17 protein-coding genes and 1 riboswitch are annotated in these 17,569 nt (G+C 66.6%); of the genes, 8 read left to right on the plus strand and 9 right to left on the minus strand.

The window, feature by feature from the left end; translation table 11 throughout:
* Positions 1–160: 160 nt before the first annotated feature.
* The 4 genes from ACYU8W_RS05625 to purH all read right to left on the minus strand — a co-directional run bounded on the left by ACYU8W_RS05625 (position 161) and on the right by purH (position 4,095).
* Positions 161–421, minus strand: coding sequence for a DUF3017 domain-containing protein (locus tag ACYU8W_RS05625; RefSeq protein WP_499467357.1), 261 nt, complete (start codon positions 419–421; stop codon positions 161–163).
* Positions 418–1,263 (minus strand): bifunctional methylenetetrahydrofolate dehydrogenase/methenyltetrahydrofolate cyclohydrolase, encoded by an 846-nt coding sequence (locus ACYU8W_RS05630; protein WP_499467358.1) that lies wholly within the window; start codon positions 1,261–1,263, stop codon positions 418–420. Before ACYU8W_RS05630 ends, ACYU8W_RS05625 begins: the two co-directional genes overlap by 4 nt.
* A gap of 120 nt (positions 1,264–1,383) precedes the next feature.
* Positions 1,384–2,343 carry a DMT family transporter gene (locus ACYU8W_RS05635; RefSeq protein ID WP_499467360.1) on the minus strand — a complete coding sequence of 320 codons (960 nt, stop codon included), beginning with the start codon at positions 2,341–2,343 and terminating at the stop codon, positions 1,384–1,386.
* A gap of 150 nt (positions 2,344–2,493) precedes the next feature.
* A complete protein-coding gene (purH, locus tag ACYU8W_RS05640; protein ID WP_499467362.1) occupies positions 2,494–4,095 on the minus strand; it encodes a bifunctional phosphoribosylaminoimidazolecarboxamide formyltransferase/IMP cyclohydrolase in 1,602 nt (533 codons plus the stop codon).
* A gap of 27 nt (positions 4,096–4,122) precedes the next feature.
* A riboswitch (ZMP/ZTP riboswitch) is annotated at positions 4,123–4,200 on the minus strand.
* A gap of 43 nt (positions 4,201–4,243) precedes the next feature.
* Between purH and purN the strand changes: the two genes are divergently transcribed.
* The 3 genes from purN (at position 4,244) to ACYU8W_RS05655 (ending at position 5,889) form a co-directional block, all read left to right on the plus strand.
* Positions 4,244–4,870, plus strand: a complete 627-nt coding sequence (gene purN / locus ACYU8W_RS05645; protein ID WP_499467364.1) for a phosphoribosylglycinamide formyltransferase — start codon at positions 4,244–4,246, stop codon at positions 4,868–4,870.
* 90 nt (positions 4,871–4,960) lie between these two features.
* Complete coding sequence (locus tag ACYU8W_RS05650; protein WP_499467365.1) at positions 4,961–5,230, plus strand: hypothetical protein; 270 nt, start codon at positions 4,961–4,963, stop codon at positions 5,228–5,230.
* On the plus strand, positions 5,227–5,889 hold the full coding sequence (locus ACYU8W_RS05655; protein WP_499467367.1) for a hypothetical protein: 663 nt from the start codon (positions 5,227–5,229) through the stop codon (positions 5,887–5,889). The genes ACYU8W_RS05650 and ACYU8W_RS05655 overlap by 4 nt, the downstream gene beginning before the upstream one ends.
* Before the next feature lie 12 nt (positions 5,890–5,901).
* On the opposite strand, the gene ACYU8W_RS05660 is transcribed toward ACYU8W_RS05655, so the two are convergent.
* The 4 genes from ACYU8W_RS05660 to ACYU8W_RS05675 form a co-directional block, all read right to left on the minus strand.
* A complete protein-coding gene (locus ACYU8W_RS05660) occupies positions 5,902–7,128 on the minus strand; it encodes a cell division protein PerM (RefSeq protein WP_499467369.1) in 1,227 nt (408 codons plus the stop codon).
* Positions 7,129–7,231: 103 nt separating this feature from the next.
* Positions 7,232–8,122, minus strand: coding sequence for a succinate--CoA ligase subunit alpha (sucD, locus tag ACYU8W_RS05665; RefSeq protein ID WP_499467371.1), 891 nt, complete (start codon positions 8,120–8,122; stop codon positions 7,232–7,234).
* Between the two features lie 16 nt (positions 8,123–8,138).
* On the minus strand, positions 8,139–9,320 hold the full coding sequence (gene sucC, locus ACYU8W_RS05670; protein WP_499467373.1) for an ADP-forming succinate--CoA ligase subunit beta: 1,182 nt from the start codon (positions 9,318–9,320) through the stop codon (positions 8,139–8,141).
* Positions 9,321–9,369: 49 nt separating this feature from the next.
* Positions 9,370–9,834: a cobalamin B12-binding domain-containing protein gene (locus ACYU8W_RS05675; RefSeq protein WP_129625934.1), complete on the minus strand. Its 465-nt coding sequence runs from the start codon at positions 9,832–9,834 to the stop codon at positions 9,370–9,372.
* Between the two features lie 141 nt (positions 9,835–9,975).
* Here ACYU8W_RS05675 and ACYU8W_RS05680 point away from each other — a divergent pair, with 141 nt between their 5' ends.
* Positions 9,976–10,953 (plus strand): M23 family metallopeptidase, encoded by a 978-nt coding sequence (locus tag ACYU8W_RS05680; RefSeq protein ID WP_499467376.1) that lies wholly within the window; start codon positions 9,976–9,978, stop codon positions 10,951–10,953.
* A gap of 54 nt (positions 10,954–11,007) precedes the next feature.
* Here the strand turns inward: ACYU8W_RS05680 and pcrA are convergent, their stop codons facing one another.
* A complete protein-coding gene (pcrA, locus tag ACYU8W_RS05685) occupies positions 11,008–13,437 on the minus strand; it encodes a DNA helicase PcrA (RefSeq protein WP_499467378.1) in 2,430 nt (809 codons plus the stop codon).
* Between the two features lie 132 nt (positions 13,438–13,569).
* Between pcrA and ACYU8W_RS05690 the strand changes: the two genes are divergently transcribed.
* The 4 genes from ACYU8W_RS05690 (at position 13,570) to ACYU8W_RS05705 (ending at position 17,555) form a co-directional block, all read left to right on the plus strand.
* Entirely contained in the window at positions 13,570–14,130 is a 561-nt protein-coding gene (locus ACYU8W_RS05690) for a GNAT family N-acetyltransferase (protein ID WP_499467380.1), read from the plus strand.
* Between the two features lie 4 nt (positions 14,131–14,134).
* Positions 14,135–15,472 (plus strand): serine hydrolase domain-containing protein, encoded by a 1,338-nt coding sequence (locus ACYU8W_RS05695; RefSeq protein ID WP_499467382.1) that lies wholly within the window; start codon positions 14,135–14,137, stop codon positions 15,470–15,472.
* A gap of 333 nt (positions 15,473–15,805) precedes the next feature.
* Complete coding sequence (locus ACYU8W_RS05700) at positions 15,806–16,504, plus strand: hypothetical protein (RefSeq protein WP_499467384.1); 699 nt, start codon at positions 15,806–15,808, stop codon at positions 16,502–16,504.
* Positions 16,497–17,555 carry a hypothetical protein gene (locus ACYU8W_RS05705; RefSeq protein ID WP_499467385.1) on the plus strand — a complete coding sequence of 353 codons (1,059 nt, stop codon included), beginning with the start codon at positions 16,497–16,499 and terminating at the stop codon, positions 17,553–17,555. Before ACYU8W_RS05700 ends, ACYU8W_RS05705 begins: the two co-directional genes overlap by 8 nt.
* Positions 17,556–17,569 lie beyond the last annotated feature (14 nt).

The following is a 17,569-nucleotide window of genomic DNA, read 5'->3' on the forward strand; positions in this document are numbered from 1 at the left end:
CCCACCCCGAGGGAGGGCAGTACATAAAGACCCGGTAAGTAGCCCGTCGCCGAAGGCCGCGCAGCAGAAGATCCGGTCTTCGTAAAGCCGTAGCAGTACGCACTGGCGCAGGGCTCCCGGACCGGTGCAGGTTCCGGGGCCCTTCGCCGTGCCGGAAGAATCAGAGCCGGACGAGTGAGAACACCGTCGCGAGTGCGACGGCGAGCAGTCCGTACAACAGGACATCGGTGCCTCGGCGACGGACGACGATGCCGCCCGCGAGCCGCTCCGGCAACGCCAGGCGCAGCAGAGCTCCCCCGGCCGCGGTCGCCGCCAGCAGATAACCGCCCGTGCGCACGTCGCCGAGCACCAGGACGGCGATGGAGCACATGGCGCCGGCGGCCAGCAAATACCACGCCGGACCGAGCGGCGGACGCCTCACGCCACCTTCTGTTCGGCGATCGTGACCAGATTGCTCAGCAACATCGCGCGGGTCATCGGGCCGACCCCGCCCGGGTTGGGGGTGATCCACCCGGCGACCTCGGCGACGTCCTTCGCCACGTCGCCGGCGATCTTGCCGTCGCGGCGGCTCACGCCGACGTCCATGACGGCTGCACCTGGCTTGACCATGTCCTTGGTGATGAGGTCGGGCACTCCGGCCGCAGCGATGACGATGTCGGCTTCGCGGACGTGGTCGGCAAGGGCACGAGTCCCGGTGTGGCACAACGTGGTTGTCGCGTTCTCCGAGCGGCGGGTCAGCAGCAGGCCAAGCGGGCGGCCCACGGTCAGCCCGCGTCCGACCACGACCACGTTCGCTCCGTCGATCGGCACCTGGTAGCGCCGCAGGAGTTCGATCGCGCCGAGCGGAGTGCAGGGCAGCGGGCCGTCCTTGCCGAGCACCAGCTTGCCGAGGTTCACCGGGTGCAGACCGTCGATGTCCTTCTCAGGGGAAACCCTTGACAACAGGGCGAATTCGTCGAGGCCGGTGGGCTGCTGGACGAGGAACCCGGTGCACGCGTCGTCCGCGTTGAGTTCGTCGATGACCGCTTCCACCTCGGCCTGCGTGGCCGACGCGGGAAGGTCATGGCGCAACCCGCGGATGCCGATCGATTCGCAGTCCTTGTGCTTGGCACCCACGTACCAGTGCGACGCGGGGTCGTCCCCGACGAGGACTGTGCCGAGACCGGGAGTCACACCTTTCTCGGCGAGAACGGCGACGCGGGTGCGCAGTTCGTCCTTGATCGCTCGCAGAGTCGCCTTGCCGTCCATCACGATTGCGGTCACGGTCACCCATCCTGCCAGGTGGCACGGTTCGAGGTTCGCCGACTACTGACAATCGGCGGTCGCCGTGGTGGGCGAGGCGCCCGCCTGCGGGAAGAAGCTCTCGTGCAGGTGCAACAGCCTTCAGCGATTGCGGGCAAGACCTGCCCCCACGGCCGCGACCAATGTGATCAGCAGTCCGATCAACAGTTGCGCACCGATGCGGTCTCGGGCCGCAGGATCGATCAGATCAAGGCCGACGGCCGTCAACAGCTGACCGGCGACGGCGAGCAGGCCGAAGACCAACACGCCGGTGATCCGTACCGCCCACGACGTGATCGCGATGAAGACGATCCCGATCAGTCCGCCGGTCAGTGCCCAGGGCGGCACGTCGCTCGACAGCGTCCAATCGTGTGTCCCGGACGTCAGCAGCACGACGAGGCTCACGACGAGCAGCGTGACGGTGCCGACGAAGAAGTTCTGCCAGGTCGTCGCCATCGGACTCTTGTTCGCGACCGACACGCGTCCGTTGACCGCCTGCTGGACCGCCATACCGGCTCCCACCAGGAACGCAGCGACCGCGGGTAACAGGGAGAACTCCCCCGCCCCTGCGGTGGTCGAAGCGACCACGACTCCCACGACAGCCACGATCGCGGCGAGCAACCGGACACCGGTCACCGCATGCACTCCCGCCGGTCCGAGTCCGAGCCGGTCGACGAGCAGTCCGTTCAGGGTCTGCCCGCCGACAACGGCCACGCTGAAGATTGCGACACCGACGATCGGCACCGACCACGCCTGCACGGCCACCAACAGCCCGCCGAAGAACCCACCGATGCACTGCCACCACTTCAGCCGGCCGGCTCGCAGCGCCTCGATCATCCGCCGGACGCCTCGCCGCACCGACGCAATCACCAGCACAGCGATGGTCAACACGACGAGTCCGGAGCCGAAGCTCCACAACGCCGCCATCAGCGGGCGTCCGCTGTGTTCGCTGACGACGCCGTTCAAGCGTGACTGGACAGCGAGCATCGCGCCGGAGGAGAACGCGCCGGCGAGCGCCAGGAACTGGACGCGCGGAGAATGGACTTCAGTATTGGTGGACATCGAGATCCATTGTGTTCCGATACTTCATCCGCATGCGATGCGGGTCAGTAGGCAGACCGTGTCGCACCCGCCGCGGACCCCGCTCGAGAACAGCAGAAGTCGCGGACCCTGCTCGATACGTCCGCGACTTCTGCTCGATGATCGTCAGGCTCAGTGCGCGAAGTGGCGCGTGCCGGTGAAGTACATCGTCACACCGGCGGCGTTCGCGGCGTCGATCACTTCCTGGTCGCGCATCGAACCACCAGGTGCGACAACGGCTTTCACACCGGCGTCGATCAGCACTTGGAGTCCGTCGGCGAACGGGAAGAACGCGTCGGACGAGGCGACGGCGCCCCGAGCTCGCTCTTCACCCGCGCGTGAGACCGCGAGGTGGGAGGAGTCGACCCGGTTGACCTGGCCCATCCCGACGCCGACGGACGCACCGTCCTTGGCGAGCAGGATCGCGTTCGACTTCACCGCACGCACAGCTCGCCAGGCGAAGCGCAGATCGGCGAGCGTCGCCTCGTCGGCCGCGTTGCCGGCGACCAGGCGCCAGTTGTCGACCTCGTCGCCCCCGATCACTGTCCCGGACTCGTCCGTGACCTCGGCGTCCAGCGCGTCGCCGTCCTGCAGCAACATGCCGCCGAAGATGTGTCGCATGTCGCCGCCCATGCGTCGGGGCGCGACCTTGAGCAGGCGGATGTTCTTCTTGCCCTGCAGCACCTCCAGCGCCTCGGACTCGAAATCGGGCGCGATGACGACCTCGGTGAAGATGTCCTTGACCGTCTCGGCCATCTCGCGGGTCACCGTCCGGTTCGCTGCGATGACACCGCCGAACGCCGACACCGGGTCGCACGCGTGCGCCTTGCGGTGCGCGTCCGCGATGTCGGAGCCGACGGCGATCCCGCACGGGTTGGCGTGCTTGATGATCGCGACGGTCGGTTCGTCGCCCTGGTCGTACGCGGCCCGGTGCGCGGCGTCGGCGTCGGTGTAGTTGTTGAAACTCATCGGCTTGCCGTGCAGCAGTTCACCCTGCGCCAGGCCGGGGCCGCCGGGCTGGAAACCGTTGTCGTACAACGCTGCCGACTGGTGAGGGTTCTCTCCGTAACGCAGCGTCTGTGACTTGGTCCAGGTGGCACCGATCCACGCCGGGTAGCCGTCGCCGTCGCAGGTGTCGGTGAGCACGTTGCCCATCCAGGACGCCACATGGACGTCATAGGTAGCGGTGTGCACGAAGGCCTCCGCTGCCAGACGCTTGCGCTGCTCGAGCGTGAACCCACCGGCGCGGACCGCCTCCAGCACCGCGTCGTACGACGCCGGGTCGGTGACGATCGCGACGCTCGGGTGGTTCTTGGCTGCGGCACGCACCATCGAGGGGCCGCCGATGTCGATCTGCTCGACGCACTCGTCGGGTGAGGCACCGGAGGCGACGGTCTGGGTGAACGGGTACAGGTTGCTGACCACCAGGTCGAACGGCTCGACCCCCAGCTCGCCCAACTGCGTGACGTGCTCGGGCTTGCGCGTGTCCGCCAGGATGCCGGCGTGCACCCGCGGGTGCAGCGTCTTCACGCGTCCGTCGAGGCATTCGGGGAAGCCGGTGAGGTCCTCGACCTTGGTGACCGGCAGACCGAGCTTCTCGATGAGGGCGGCCGAGCCCCCGGTCGAGACGAGTTCCACACCGGCCTCGTGCAGACCGCGGGCCAGATCCTCCAGCCCGGTCTTGTCGTACACGGAGACGAGAGCGCGCTTGATCGCACGTTGATCGACGGACATGACACTCCTGAACAGTCGCTTGCATGCGATGTGGACCCAGGCGATCGATCCACGATCCAGTCACTCCCTGGTGGTCACCCACCTGCGCCAGTCGTGTGCGCCCAGCGTACCGAGGGGGCGTGACGACCCGAGCGGTAACCTCGCCTGCGTGAATTCCCCCGCCCGCGTGGTCGTCCTCCTGTCCGGTTCCGGCTCGCTGCTCCAAGCCCTGCTGGACGCGTCCGCGGACGACTCGTACGGCGTCGAGATCGTGGCCGTGGGTTCCGACCGTCCGGACGTACTCGGACTGGAACGTGCCGAGCGCGCCGGCGTCCCCGCCTTCGTCCTGCGCACCAAGGACTTCGAGTCCCGGCAGGCGTGGGACGACGCGCTCGGGGCGAAAGTGGCCGAGTACTCCCCCGATCTGGTCGTGTCCGCGGGCTTCCTGAAGCTCGTGGGGCCGGCGTTCCTGTCGAGGTTCGGCGGCCGCTATCTCAACAGCCACAACGCGCTGTTGCCGAGCTTCCCCGGAATTCATGGGCCGGCCGACGCCCTCGAGTACGGCGTCAAGGTGACCGGTGCGACGCTCTTCGTCGTGGATGAAGGGATCGACACCGGCGCGATCGTGGCGCAGTGTGTGGTGCCGGTCGAGGACGACGACGATGTTGACACCCTCACCGAGCGGATCAAGCAGGCCGAACGCCCTCAGCTGGTCGAGTACGTCGGGCGCATGGCACGTGAGGGCTTCCGGGTCGAGGGACGTCGCGTGCGCATCGGCAGCACCGACAGCGGCTGAAACCCCCACCGGGCCACAGCGTTTCGTACCCTCGAAGGAACGACGCAATCGCCCCCGACAGCCGGGCGAGACAACGGTTGGAAGGGACACATGATCGATCGCGACGCGGCTCTCGACGCCGATCCACGCGAGTTGCGTGCCCAGGCGGTCGTTCTCGAGCATTCGGAGTCGGTGATTCGCTCGGTCGCCGAGACATTCACCGTCCCGACCGACCAGATCGTCGACGACGAGTTGTCCACGCTGGTCGCGCGAGGTCTTGCGGTCGCCGCCGGGACGGCCGACGGGATCGCCGACGGCATTGCTCAACTCAGCGAGTTCGTCCACGCCCAGGCCGCCACGCACGAAGAGGGCGCCCAGTGACAACTCCACCGACGTTGGACGACCCGGCGCAGATCCGCGCGATCGCGAAGCGGTTCGCCGATCAGACGACTCCGCTGACCCGCCAGCGCGTGAACGTCCTGTCAGCTGCCGCCTCGGTCGTCACCCAGCTACCGGCCGACGAACTCGCGACGTTCGTCCGCTCGAGTGCTCATCTGTCGACCCGATTGCTCGAACTCACCGCGACCCTCGACACCGCAGAGCGTGCATTGCTGGACTACGCCGAGGCGCTGGAACGTCGTCAGACCATCAGCGAGGAACCCGACTACCTCGACGAGACGATGCCGCGCAGCCTCGACACCGGTTCGTCGCTGGTTCATCCCCGGGCGTTGCCGACTCATTCGATCTCCGAGCATCTCGTCGGGGCCAAGGCGGACGAAGGCACCGTCACCGGCAGGAGCGCGACCGAAGCCGTCGAGCACGAACTGGACTTCCTGCGAACCCGGTGCCTGGAGGTGCTGCGCGAGCAGGCCGACCGTTGGCTGCATACGCAACGCGACGGCGACCCTTACGAACTCGCCCGCAGCCTCGTCAGCCGGCCGGGCGGTCGCAGGATCCGCCCGGCCGGGCAGATCGAGGTATTCGACAGTGTCGTACCCGTGGAGATCGACGCACCGAAGGTGCCCCGGATCGGCCGCTGACCGGCCTTCACCTCAGCGCAGGCGGCGCCGGTAGTGCACCGCTGCGGCTGCGATCACAGCACCGACCAGCAACTCCCCCGCAACCCAGAGCGCCGAGATCATGGCCGGCCCGATGAGGTCGAGTTGGCCCGGGTTCATCCCGGCGCGGCTCCACCACAACAGGATCGACACCACCAACGCGCCCAGGCCCGCCGCAGACGATGCCACCTGCAGCTTGCGACCCAGGTGGGTCAGCACGGGCATAGACCACGTGGCGCGCCAACCGATGAAGGCGCCGGCCAGTACCGGGATCAGCAGGGCAAGCCGGAAGACTCCCGGAAAGGCACCGGGTTCGGGCAACGCGCCGAGCACCGGGATGCTCGGCAGCACGGTGGCCGTCGCCGACGAGGTGCTCAACTCACCCATACCGAGCACGACCGGCGCGCCGGTCAGCCAACCGGTCGCGAACAGGATCAGGTTCGGCAGCGCCAGCACTTGCGCGAACCACAGCAACGCGATCCCGCTGCCGTGCACATCGAGCAGCGCCGCGACCTTGCCGACCCGGTCGAGCCGCGTCATCACCAGCACGAACGTCACCATGGCGCCCGCGGTCAACAGGACGCCGACTCCTTCGATCGCCGGACGCAGCGAGCGTCGGACGTTGAGGTGCAGCCGCTCGGCGAGCTTCGCTGCCCACGGTAATTCCACCCCCGTGCCGTCGCGCCGGATCGACCAGATCACCGCGGCAAGCGCTATCAGAATCGCTCCGGGCAGGACGCTCCACCACTTCACCGGAGCCGATCCGGACAGCGACACGGCGGTGACGCCCAGGCAGGAGATCACGAAGCCAGCAAGAAACGCCAGCGGGGTGCGCTGTTGCTCCTCGCCGGCCGCGTCCGCGTCGTCCAGAGCGCTCTGGACGGGTCGGTAGGCGAACCGGGTGAGCAACAGAAGCAGGGCGGTCAGCAACATCGGCGCGAAGTGCAGGCCCTCGATCTCGTTGTGCGGCACTGAGATCGAGCCGCGCAGCGTCAGCCCGACCCCGGAGGCGGTGATCGCCAGAGCGTCGGCCCACTGCGTCGAGGTGCGCGGGTCGAGCGTCCAGGACGCCAGCACCGGCGCGAACAACAGCAGGGCGAAAGCCACCGGAGCGAGCACGCCGTAACCGAACGCGAGCGCGTACGGCGGCGCGCCGCGTCCGACGGATCGTCCATCCGATTCGGTGCGGGCAGCAGGAGTGACACGGTCGAGCAGGCTCATCGCGAACCATGGTGACGCGGGAGCCCGCGCAGGCCGTTCAGGCGCGCCGTACCCAAAAGAATCAGGCCCGGAGACAGTGTCTCCGGGCCCGACAAGAACTCGGTCAGCCGAGGTTCTTCATGATCTCGCGCATGAGGTCGGCAGTCGCGGACGGCGTCTTGCCGACCTTGACGCCGGCGGCCTCGAGGGCCTCCTGCTTCGCCTGGGCGGTGCCGGACGAACCGGACACGATCGCACCGGCGTGGCCCATGGTCTTGCCCTCGGGGGCGGTGAAGCCCGCGACGTAACCGACGACCGGCTTGGAGACGTTGTCCTTGATGTACGCCGCGGCGCGCTCCTCGGCATCGCCACCGATCTCGCCGATCATGACGATCGCGACGGTCTCGGGGTCGGCCTCGAAAGCTTCGAGCGCGTCGATGTGGGTGGTGCCGATGATCGGGTCACCACCGATACCGATCGCGGTGGAGAAGCCGAAGTCCTTCAGCTCGTACATCATCTGGTAGGTCAGGGTGCCGGACTTCGACACCAGACCGATCTTGCCCGGACCGGCAATGTCGGCCGGGATGATGCCGGCGTTCGACTGTCCGGGGCTGATGATGCCGGGGCAGTTGGGACCGATGATGCGGCTGGTGCCCTTGTCCTTGCAGTAGTTGAAGAACTCCGCGGAGTCCTTCACCGCGATGCCCTCGGTGATGACCACGATCAGCGGCATCTCGGCGTCCACGGCTTCGATGACGGCAGCTTTGGCGAACGCCGGCGGCACGAAGACGACCGACACGTTCGCGCCGGTCTCGTCCATGGCTTCCTTCACGGAACCGAAGACCTTGACCTGCTCGCCACCGTCGAAATCGACGGTCTGGCCGGCCTTCTTCGGGTTCACGCCACCGACGATGTTCGTGCCCGAGGCGAGCATGCGCGTGGTGTGCTTCATGCCCTCCGAGCCGGTCATGCCCTGGACGATGACCTTGGAGTCAGCGTTGAGAAAAATCGACACGAGTCTTCAGTCCTGTTCAGTTCGCGGCCAGTTCGGCGGCCTTGCGGGCAGCGCCGTCCATGGTCTCTTCGATGGTGACCAGCGGGTGGTTGAAGTCGGCGAGGATCTTGCGGCCCTCCACGACGTTGTTGCCGTCGAGGCGGACGACCAGCGGCTTGCTGGCTTCGTCGCCGAGGGTCTTCAGTGCGCCGACGATGCCGTTGGCGACTGCGTCACAGGCGGTGATTCCGCCGAAGACGTTGACGAAGACGGACTTGACCTGCTCGTCGTTCAGGATGACGTCGAGGCCGTTGGCCATGACCTCGGCGGAGGCTCCGCCACCGATGTCGAGGAAGTTGGCCGGCTTCGACTTACCGCCGGTGTGCTCCTCACCGGCGTAGGCAACGACGTCCAGGGTCGACATGACAAGGCCGGCGCCGTTGCCGATGATGCCGACGTTGCCGTCGAGCTTGACGTAGTTGAGGTTCATCGCTTTGGCCTTGGCCTCCAGCGGGTCGGCCGCGTCCTTGTCCTCCAGCGCCTCGTGGTCGGGGTGGCGGAAGGCGGCGTTCGCATCGAGCGAGACCTTTCCGTCGAGAGCGACGATCTCGCCGTCCTCGGTCTTCACCAGCGGGTTGACCTCGACGAGCGTTGCATCCTCGCTCGAGTAGACCTCCCACAGCTTCTGCAGGACGGGGACGATCTTCGCGCCGGTCTCGGCGTCAAAGCCGGCCTCGTCGACGATCTCCTTCGCCTTGGCCTCGTCGATGCCGACGTTGGGGTCGACGTTCACCTTGGCCAGAGCTTCCGGGCGCTCCACAGCGAGCTGCTCGATGTCCATGCCGCCCTCCTTGGAGCACATGGCCAGGTAGCTGCGGTTCGCACGGTCGAGCAGGATCGAAAAGTAGTACTCCTCGGCGATCTTCGCGCCCTGGGCGATCATCACGGTGCCGACGGTGTGGCCCTTGATGTCCATGCCGAGGATCTGCTCGGCGTGCTGCTCCGCCTCGTCGGCGGTCTTGGCGACCTTCACGCCGCCGGCCTTGCCGCGTCCACCGGTCTTGACCTGGGCCTTGACGACGGTCACACCGCCGGACTTGGCTCCGATCTCCTCGGCAGCTGCCTTGGCCTCAGCCGCAGTCGTGGCGGTCTTGGCGGCCAGGACCGGGACGCCGTGCGCCTCGAACATGTCTCGCGCTTGGTACTCGAAAAGATCCACGCGGAATCCATCCTCTTCTCGGGGTTCAAAGGGATTTCCGCCTCGCACTCTAGCCCTCGGCTGTGACGCCGCCCACGTGGGTCCGAGTCCATTCCACGATGTCCGTGGTGGTTGCGCCGGGAGTGAAAACTGTGGCGACTCCGAGACCTTCCAGGGCCGGGATGTCCTCCTCGGGGATGATGCCGCCACCGAACACCACGATGTCTTCGGCATCCTTGGCCGCGAGCAGTTTCATCACCTCGGCGAACAACGTCATGTGCGCTCCCGAGAGCACCGACATTCCGATGGCGTCGGCGTCCTCCTGGATCGCCGCCTCGACGATCTGCGCGGGCGTCTGGTGCAGGCCGGTGTAGATGACCTCCATGCCGGCGTCACGCAGGGCACGGGCCACAACCTTTGCACCGCGGTCATGTCCGTCGAGCCCGGGCTTGGCCACGACGACACGCAACGGGGAAACAGCCTGATCAGCCGTGGACTCGGGAGAAACTGCTGCGGACGGCGCCGAATCGTTCATGCTCTCAAGCGTAGACCTGCGGGCGGGTCCAATCGCATTGTGGTGTTGTTCACAGATTCTCTTGGGGATTGGAATGTCACGGGATGATCACGGTACGGTGTTCCCCGCTCGGCCCCCGAAGAGAAGAAGTTGGTCCCTGTTTTGACTCGTTACAAAGGGCGGCACCGCCAGTCCGGTCCCTCGTTCATCAAGCGAGGGAAGGTCATCCTCCCGACGACGGCCGTTGTTGCCGGTGCTGTGGCTGCGGGGGCGGTCAGCACGGCGAACGGGGCCACCTACGCCACGGGGCCGACGACGGTCGGCACCGTCGAAGCGGTGAACTCGTGGACCGTCACAGCGCAGAACCAGTCGGTGTCGCGCAGCGCGACCCGCGCCTCTGCCGCGGTCGACGCCAAGGTGAGGGCGGCCGTCACGGCCCGCGCCAAGGCCAAGACTGCCGCCCAGACACGGGCGAAGACGCTCAAGGCCACCGCGAAGCAGAAGGCCGCGGTCGCGGCCATGAGCACGGCCACCACCGCACGCGACCACGTCGAACCGCCGAAGGCCCTTGCGGCGCCGCGCCTCAAGCAGCAGCCGACGCGTCAGGCGGCCACCGGCCGGCCGGCGCCCACCCAGCAGTACGGCGCCTCCGCCGGCAACGGCCCGGTGAGCTCGACAGCTCGCGCGCCGCAGCGGGCCACCGGTGCACCGGCAGCTGTCAACACCAACAGCGGTGGTTACGTCTGCCCGATCGCCGGCTGCGCAGGTGTCTTCACCTCCGGCTTCGGCTACCGCAACTCCCCCGGCGGCATCGGTTCCACGAACCACGGCGGTATCGACCTGTCGGTCCCGGTGGGCACCCCGCTGCGCTCGATGTCGTCCGGCACCATCACCGCTGTCGGTTGGTACGGCGGCCAGGGCATGCGCGTCAACATCGACTTCGGCAACGGTGTGAGCGCGGTCTACGCGCACATGTCCGGCTTCGCGGTCAGCCCGGGCCAGCAGGTCGCTGCCGGCCAGATGATCGGCTGGTCCGGCAACACCGGCAACTCCACCGGCCCGCACCTGCACCTCGAGATCCACATCGGCGGTGTGGCGATCAACCCGTACGGCTGGCTGTCCGCGCGCGGCCTGCTCTGATCTCTCGACGAACAAACCCCATCGCCGTTCGGCGGTGGGGTTTGTTCGTTGTTCTCAGATCTTTTCGACCTTGCCGTACCGCAGCGCAAGACGCTTCACGCCGTAGTCACCGCCGAAGTCGATGTGTGCGATCGTGCGATCCCCGCTGCCTTCGAGCCGGACGACGGTGCCCAACCCGAAGGAGTCGCTACTGACACGGTCACCTGCGTCGAGTGACGGAATCGGATGATTACCAGGGCTTTTCACACCCGGACGCGCGGCGAGACGGGCGACAGCAGGCGTGGATGACGGACGCATTCCGGTGGTCGCGACCCGCACCCAGTCGATGAGGTGACGCGGGATCTCGTCGAGGAACCGCGAGGGTGGGTTGTACTGCGGGGCACCCCAGGCGGACCGCACCTCCGCCCGCGAAATGTGCAATCGCTGTCTTGCTCGGGTGATGCCGACGTAGGCGAGCCGGCGTTCTTCCTCGAGTTCCTTCGGATCACCCAGAGCCCGCATATGCGGGAACGTGCCGTCCTCCATCCCGGTGAGAAATACGACCGGGAACTCCAGGCCCTTCGCGGTGTGCAGAGTCATCAGGGTGACGACGCCTTTGTCGTTCTCGTCACCCTTCGGGATCTCGTCGGCGTCGGCCACCAGCGAGACCTGCTCGAGGAAGTCCTCCAGCGACCCTTCGGGATAAGACTCGTCGAATTCCCTTGCGACTGCGACCAGTTCGGCGAGGTTCTCGATACGAGTCTCGTCCTGCGGGTCATGGCTGGCACGGAGTTCGGCGAGATAGCCGGACTTGTCGAGGATCACCTCGAGCAGGTCGCCGATGCCGTTGCCCTCGGTCTCGCGGGCCATCCGGAACTGTTCGAGGATCGAGGTGAAGTTCTCGATCGCGGCCACCGATCGGGTGGCGATGCCGGGGGCGTCCGCCGCTCGGCCGAGCGCGGCGATGAAGGTGATCCGCTCGCGCTCGGCGAGAGCGGAGACGCAGGCTTCGGCACGGTCACCGATGCCGCGCTTGGGAGTGTTGAGGATGCGGCGCAAGTTAACCGTGTCGAGCGGGTTGGAGACGACGCGCAGATAGGCGAGCGCGTCCTTGACCTCCTTGCGTTCGTAGAAGCGGGTGCCGCCGACGACCTTGTACGGCAGGCCGACGCGCACGAACACTTCTTCCAACGCACGTGACTGAGCGTTCGTGCGGTAGAACACGGCGACATCGCCCGGACGCACCCCATGGTCGTCACCGAGCGTGTCGATGGTGCGGGCCACGAAGGCCGCCTCGTCGTGTTCGGAGTCGGCGACGTAGCCAGTGATCATCGACCCGTCACCGGAGTCGGTCCAGAGGTTCTTCGGGCGGCGTCCTTCGTTCTTCTCAATGACCGCGTTGGCCGCCTGCAGGATGGTCTGCGTCGAGCGGTAGTTCTGCTCCAGCAGGATGGTGCGTGCGTCCGGGTAGTCCTGCTCGAACTCCACGATGTTGCGAATCGTCGCGCCGCGGAAGGCGTAGATCGACTGGTCGGCGTCACCGACGACACAGAGTTCGGCGGGCGGCACCTGACCGACGGCCGGATCGTCCGTACCGTGCCCGACCAACTCCTTCACCAGTTGGTACTGCGCGTGGTTGGTGTCCTGGTACTCATCGACCAGCACGTGCCGGAAACGGCGGTGGTAGTACTCGGCGACGTCCGGAAATGCCTGCAGCACATGGACGGTGGTCATGATGAGGTCGTCGAAGTCGAGCGCGTTCGCCTGCCGCAGGCGGCGTTGGTACATCGTGTACGCCTCCGCGAGCATCCGCTCCTGATGCGTGCCCTCCCCCACCCGTCCGGCGTAGGTCTCTTCGTCGATCAGTTCGTTCTTGAGGTTGCTCACCTGGTGGCTGAAGGAGCGCGGCGGGAAACGCTTGGGGTCGAGATCCATGTCGCGCATGACCATCGCCATCAGTCGCTGGCTGTCGGCCGCGTCGTAGATGGAGAAGGTCGACTTCAGACCGACCTTCGTCGCCTCGCGGCGCAAGATGCGCACGCACGCGGAGTGGAAGGTGGACACCCACATCATCTTGGCGGCGGGGCCGACCAGCGCCTCGACGCGTTCGCGCATCTCGGCGGCGGCCTTGTTGGTGAAGGTGATGGCGAGAATCTGACCGGGCTGGACGCCACGCGCACCCATCAGGTGCGCGATGCGGTGGGTGAGCACGCGTGTCTTGCCGGAGCCGGCACCGGCGACGATCAGCAGGGGCGAGCCGTGGTGCAGCACGGCTTCCTTCTGCTGGGGGTTGAGTCCTTCGATCAGCGACTCGGGGTCACGCATGGTCGGACGGTTCGGCCGCTCCCGGGGTTGTTCGGGCGCGTCGTGGCCCAGGCTGGCCCAGGTGGGGACGCCGTGCTCGTCGACGTCCGTCGTCGCGCCGGAGGAACCGGGCGCGCGGTGCGGTGACGCCGAATCGGGGGTCAGGCCGGGCAGGGGAAGGTCGTCGAACAGGCTGCTCATCTCACCGTCCAGGGTATGTCGTGCCACCGACGACCCCGAAGTCTGCGCCGATCATCGCAAAAGTGTGCCCAGCATGTGCCGCCGTCACGACACCCCGAACCCTCGGCGAAAGCGCCGGATAGCCTCGCCACCATGATCCGCCTGGTCGAACCGTCCGAAGCTCTCCGCGACTCATGGTTTAAGTCGATCGCCGAGTTCGGCGGCGATCATGTGCACGGCTACTCGATCTTCGGGTTCACCGCAAAGGAGCTCGCTGACCCCGACGGCTTCGGACGGTGGTTGGCACAGCAACGTCGTAACCTCACCGACCCACCGGAGGGTTTCGTCCCTGCCGCGCTGTACTGGATCGTCGATGACACCGACCCGGATCAGGTGCTGGGCTCGCTCAGCCTCCGCCTCTGCCTCAACGACTTCCTACTCGAGGAGGGTGGGCACATCGGCTACGGCGTGCGCCCGTCAGCGCGTCGGCGTGGGGTCGCGACTGCGGCACTCGCTGCCTCGCTCGGCACGGCGCGCGAGCACGGACTGGCCCGGGTGCTGGTGACCTGCGACGAGGACAACGAGGCTTCACGACGCACGATCGAGCGATGCGGCGGTGTGCTGGAGGACGTGCGCAAGGACAAACGCCGCTACTGGATCGAGCTGTTACCCACTGAAAGTTTGCGCGAGGCCGCAGACATCCGGATTGGATGAGTGGGTGAACCTCGATCAGCTCCTGCGCGTCGACCTCGTCGCTCGACAACGTATGCATCGCGCGCCATCGCTATCCGTTGCGCTGATGCGCGACGGTGCGATTGCATGGTCGGACGCGGTTGGTCACCCGAGCGGCCGGGCCGGCTCCCCCACCGCGTCGACCGACACCCCATACCGCATCGGATCGATCACCAAGACTTTCGTCGCGGTCGCGATTCTCCAACTCGTGCGCGACGGACTCCTCGAACTCGACGACCCGGTGACCGATCACCTGCCCGAGCTGGACGCGTCCATGCACCGGGTCACGGTCGGTTCCTTGCTCAACCACTCCAGCGGTCTGTACGCCGAGACGGACGGCCCGTGGTGGGAACGTTCGGCAGGACTGACGTGGGCGCAGTTGTTGCCGAGCGTTCGGCGCGCTCATCGAGTCGGTGCACGCTTCCACTACTCCAACGTCGGCTATGCAGTTGCGGGCGCAATCGTTGCGCGGCAACGCAACTCGCACTGGTTCGAAGCGATACGCACCGGCATCCTGAGACCGCTGGGGTTGGCCCACACGACCTACGAACGCCCCGGTGACGCCGCGCCGGGCTGGGCGGTGCACCCGCACGCCGACCTGCTGCACCAAGAACCGACGCACGATTCGGGTGCGATGGCACCTGCCGGTCAACTCTGGTCGACCGTCGGTGACCTCGGGCGCTGGGCGCGCTTTCTCGTCCAGGGCGACGACCGCGTCCTGCCCGATGATCTGCGCCTCGAGATGCAGGTGCCCTGCGTGGTCGACGACACACCCGGCGACCGATGGTCCCGCGCTTACGGCCTCGGTCTCGACGTCTACAACCGCGACGGACGCCGGTTCGTCGGCCACGGCGGATCGATGCCCGGCTACCTCGCGGCATTGCGCATCGATCCGGAGACCGGTGAGGGGTTCGCACTGCTCGCCAACACGACCGGCAACCTCGACCTCGACCTCGGCTACGACCTGCTCGCCCGCCTCGAGGAGCTCTCCCCGCAGGAGCAAACTCCCTGGACCGCAACCGAATCCACTGACGCACTCGCTGCGACGGGGAGTTGGTTCTGGGGGCCGCGCGAGTATGTGGTGGCCGTGCACGACAGTGTGCTCACCCTGCGTCCGACGCGCGCCGGACGCGGATCTCGCTTCGTGCCGCACGCCGACGGTGGCTGGATAGGGCTCGACGAATACTTCGCCGCGGAGCGCCTGAACCTGCATAACGACAACGGAACGCAATTCCTCGATGTGGGCAGTTTCCGCTTCACCCGCAGCCCCTACGACCCGGACGCCGACCTACCCGGCGGCGCGCATCCGTCCGGCTGGCACTGAACGAAGTCTGAGCACCACCGGATCACCACGACGCTCGAGCACCTCCTGCTCGGGTACCTCCCCTTCTGGGTCTCTTCTACAAAGGGTCGCCCGCGGTGCACAGGGCACGCGCCACGTGCATCCACCACTTCAGCGTCGGCTGGGAGTGCGCCTTGAGCAAAATTCGATACTTGCGCTAACCTTTCGCTCGGGGGAAGCGATGAGTCGTCGCTTTGACATTCACTTCGTTAAGGACTTCAGATGTCAGACGTGTCACTCAGTGCCGAAAGCAACCGCGCAGTTCGCCGGCGCACCTTGGTCAGCGGGGCAGCCTGGTCCGCCCCAATCATTGTCATGGGCACCCCGGCCGCGATGGCCGGGATCAGCCAGTGCACCGTCGACGACGGTTCGCTGACACTGGGTCCGAAGGTGATCAACAACCTGCGCGCGGTGTGCTCCTCCCAGTCACAGCTGCCCACCGGCGCCACGACGATTGTGGAGAACTACGGCAAGGTCTACGGGCCCGCGTACCTGGAGATCTGCAACTGCACGACCACCACGAAGTGGTATCGGTGGCGGGAGACCGACTCGCTGAGCAACTTTCAGATCGAGATCGACGGCGTTCACAATGATCAGAACAGCAGCACCCAGGGCTACCGGCCTGCGATCAAGCTGCAACCGGTGAACAGCGTCGAAGGTGCCTGCCAGCGCTTCAACATCACCTACCGCACCTCCGCCGGCCGTCGGTACTCCACCAACACCACCTCGGTGCCCGGTTCTAGCTTTCGTAACGACTTCACCATCGCTTTCGTGCTACAGGTCAACAACTCCACCTCGGAGAACGCTCCTACGAGCGGGTGGTCCAATGTCCCCGGCGGCACGTTCACCGCGACCGGCCTGTCGACATGGCGGACCGTGAGCAATCCCGACTTTACGAGCTGCCAGTCGCAGGGCGTCGCCCCGGCGCAAGCCAAGGGCGCTGACGCGGCTACCGATTCCACCGACGGCAACAGCCCTGAGACCCCCGCGGCGCCGACCGGTAACGGTGACTGACTTCGACCATCTGTACCTTTTTTTGGGCGTGCCCGGCGGCACCCTGCGGCTACGGGTCGAGGGTGCCGCCATCGCACGCCAGGTGCGCGCTGACTGGTCGCGCAGTATGTCGTGCACTGAACACTTCGATCGCGATCTGCATCTCGCCGGTCCGACGATCAGCCTGCCACCCGGGTTACAGCAACGACTCGTTTTCCGGATCGGCGACGCCGTCATCGAACTGACCCGCTCGGCTCACCTGCTGCTGCATGCCGCGGGCGTCGCCACAGACGACGGCCGGGTGTTCGCCCTGGTCGCACCGTCGGGCACGGGCAAGAGCACGGCGGCGGCCCGTCTGTGCGCCGAGCGCTTTGGTTACGTCACCGATGAGTTGCTGGTCATTGACGACGAGTGGAATGTGCTGGCATTCCCCAAGCCACTGTCGTTGCAGACCGGTTCGTCCGACCCGCCCGTCAAGGGCTGCTACTCAGCAGATGAACTGTCGCTGAAGCATCCAGGAGACCGGCTCACTCTGGCGGGCATCCTCCTGCTGAACCGGGTCGATGCGCGCCGCCGCGCCACGGTTGAGGCGCTCGACCCGCTTACGGCCGTACCGCGTGTCGTTGCTCAAGCCCCGGGCTTCACCCATCGGGCGTTGCCCCTGACGCGATTGGGCGAAATACTCCGGGCGGTTCCCGTACACGACGTCGAGTACTCGGATGCGTCACAGTTATTCGACGTCATCGACGGACTGGCCGCGCAGTCGACCACGCCGTTGGGGCACGATCGGTGGGAGGCAAAGCTCAGCCACGCAATCGGCCCAACCGGCGTACGACGCGCCAGCACCAGTGATGCAATCGGCAACAACGGTCAGTGGTGCGTGCTTGTCGATGACGTCGTCCATCAACTGGGGCCGGTTGCGTCCTTCATCTGGGAGCATGCGACCGGTATCGAGCACAGCCACCTCGAAGCCCTCATCCGCGGCGTCTTCGGCGCTGCTCCTACTGGCAGACTCCAGATCATCCTCGACCAGCTCACCGCCAATGGCCTTCTTGAGCCTGAACAGATTTGAGTCGGCCGAGACGA

The organism is Yimella radicis, from assembly GCF_054778255.1.